The following is a 2286-nucleotide window of genomic DNA, read 5'->3' on the forward strand; positions in this document are numbered from 1 at the left end:
GGCTGGGGGCGGACGGGCTGGTCATCTCAGTCTCCGAGGGGGCGCAGGCGGGAAGATCCAGCATCTCACGGTGGACTGATGCAGGGCAGCTCACGCACTGTGGCCGAGTGTGCCGGGGTCCACGGGGAAACGCGCCGGCTCACCGGCCACCAGGCGCCGTACCTCCTCGAGCGCCGCAGCGCCCATGCGGTGCAGCTCATTGCCCTGCGACCCGGCGATGTGCGGGGTGATCGAGACCGTCGGCACCTCCCACAGCGGATCATCGGGCGCCAGGTCATCATGCACATCCAGCACCGCGCTGAGCCGGCCCGAGACGAGCTCATCCCGCAGGGCGTCGAGATCCACGAGCGCCGGGCGGGCGGTGTTGATGAACGTGGTGCCGTCGCGCATGAGCGCCAGCAGCTCGCGGCTGACCATGCCGCGGGTGGCGGGCACATCTGGGGCGTGCAGGCTCACCACGTCGGATCGCGCGTACAGCTCCTCCGGCTGCACCCGGGCTGCGCCCAGGGAGGTGATCTGCTCGGCGCTCGTGAACGGGTCGGTGATCAGCACCTCGAGATCGAAGGGCTGCAGCAGCTGCGCCACCAGCGTCCCGATCCGGGAGGCCCCGATGAGCCCGACGACCGCCCCGTGATTGCCCACGTCGCTGGGCATGTGCAGGGCCGATGGGCGGCCGCGCTCGGCCCGATGCCGCGCCTCCTGCGCGAGCGACCGCTTCCCGGCCAGCAGGATCTGCGCGAGGGTGAACTCTGCGACCGGCACGGCGTTCGCTTCCGTGGCGGAGGTGACCACGATGTCGCCCCGCTCCCACACCGCTGGACCCGCCACGAAGCGGACCGTCCCGGCGGTGTGCACGATCGCCCGCAGGTGCGGCATCCGCGCGAGCGCTGCGGCGTCCACGAGCGGGGAGCCCCAGCCGGTGATCAGCGCCTCTACGCCGCCGAGCACGGCGTCCGGCGCCGCACCGAAGTCCGTGACCGGATACTCCACATCGACGTCTACGAGATCACTGAGCTCCGCCAGCTGGGCGGGGGCGAACATGCGGTGCTGCAGACCATCGGGCAGGGTGAGCAGGGCCTTCATCGTGCGGCCTCTGCGCTCATCGGATCATGGGCGTCCTGCTCCCCGGCAGCGATGAGATCCCGCAGCGTCTGCGCCTCCCGGGCCAGCACTGCCGGGTCATCGCCCGGCACGAACTCCAGCAGCGCATCGCGATCGCTGCCCTGCGCGGCGAGCACCGTGAACACCTCCTGCCACAGCGTGGAGCGCTCGGCGAGCGGCAGGCGCTCGGCCATCGGCCACCACGAGAACACGTGGATCGTCGAGGCCAGCGGCAGCACCTGGTGCAGGGTGTCGACGGCCGCGGCGCGATCCATGCCCTGATGCGGCTGCCAGTACGAGCGCAGATTCGCCCGCCCCACCTCATCGAGCAGCTGCAGCGTCGAGCCGACCTCATCGGTCAGCGTCCTGCCGTGGAACTCCAGCCCCACCTCGATGCCCTCTGCGGCCGCCACATCGCACACGCGCTGCAGACGCTCCACCACCGTTGCCCGCTGCTCATCGTCAGCCTCCGCGGAGCCGGTGCGTCCGGCCCACACCCGCATCCGCGGCGCCCCAAGCTCCCGGGCCGAGGCCAGGACCTGCTGCGTCGCTTCCTTCAGCGCCCCGTCGGCCCCCTCCATATCGAGGTATGTGCCGTAGGAGGCGACCGCGAGCCCCGCCTCCTCGGTGGCCTCCCGGGCATGGCGCGCCGCGGCCAGATCCCCGGGTGGCACATGCACGTCCCCCGCCCATTCGATGCACATGAGACCCGCAGCGGCAGTGAGCGCCGCCACCTGCGGCACCGAGAGCTCACGGAACGTGACCGAGCACAGACCGGGACGGATCATCGAAGACCTCCTGAAGAGCGGAGCGATGCACCGCATCGACCAGCACATGTGAACCCTCTCATGTGCATCTCGGGCCGGTCTCATGACGCCGGGGTGAAGTACAGGTAACACGTCAAGCCCGCCCCCGGGGGGACAGCACTGAAGGAGAGCATCATGCGGAAGAAGACCATCTGGACAGTGGCAGCCGGAACCACCGCTGCCGTCCTCGTCCCGGGCGTGGCCTACGCCCTCGTCGCCGGTGGCCCGAGCCTGCCTGAGGAGCGTGGCGGCGTGGGCGGCGGCGCCGTGACCGAGAGCGATGCTCAGCGTGACGTCGTCTCGGCTGCCAGCGCCAATGCTCCGTCCCCGGAGCAGGTCCCGCCGGTGGAGGACATGGCCCTGTCTCCTATACACATCC

General features: G+C 70.7%; 3 protein-coding genes. 1 reads left to right on the forward strand and 2 read right to left on the reverse strand.

Annotation, left to right across the window (positions count from 1 at the left end; genetic code table 11):
• Window positions 1-90: 90 nt before the first annotated feature.
• Window positions 91-1083 carry a hydroxyacid dehydrogenase gene (locus tag MU407_RS13860; RefSeq protein WP_246958369.1) on the reverse strand — a complete coding sequence of 331 codons (993 nt, stop codon included), beginning with the start codon at window positions 1081-1083 and terminating at the stop codon, window positions 91-93.
• Window positions 1080-1889 (reverse strand): TIM barrel protein, encoded by an 810-nt coding sequence (locus MU407_RS13865; protein WP_246958371.1) that lies wholly within the window; start codon window positions 1887-1889, stop codon window positions 1080-1082. The genes MU407_RS13860 and MU407_RS13865 overlap by 4 nt, the downstream gene beginning before the upstream one ends.
• 153 nt (window positions 1890-2042) lie before the next feature.
• Between MU407_RS13865 and MU407_RS13870 the strand changes: the two genes are divergently transcribed.
• Window positions 2043-2286 (forward strand): hypothetical protein (locus MU407_RS13870; protein WP_246958373.1); only part of this gene is annotated, 244 nt, incomplete at its 3' end.

Origin of the sequence: Brachybacterium sp. Marseille-Q7125, assembly GCF_023062615.1 — a bacterium.
Taxonomy (GTDB): domain Bacteria; phylum Actinomycetota; class Actinomycetes; order Actinomycetales; family Dermabacteraceae; genus Brachybacterium.

Bases quoted from the DNA above. Each gene is read 5' to 3' on its own strand.
- MU407_RS13860 (WP_246958369.1), bottom strand. From the start codon at position 1,083: ATGAAGGCCCTGCTCACCCTGCCCGATGGTCTGCAGCACCGCATGTTC.
- MU407_RS13865 (WP_246958371.1), bottom strand. From the start codon at position 1,889: ATGATCCGTCCCGGTCTGTGCTCGGTCACGTTCCGTGAGCTCTCGGTG.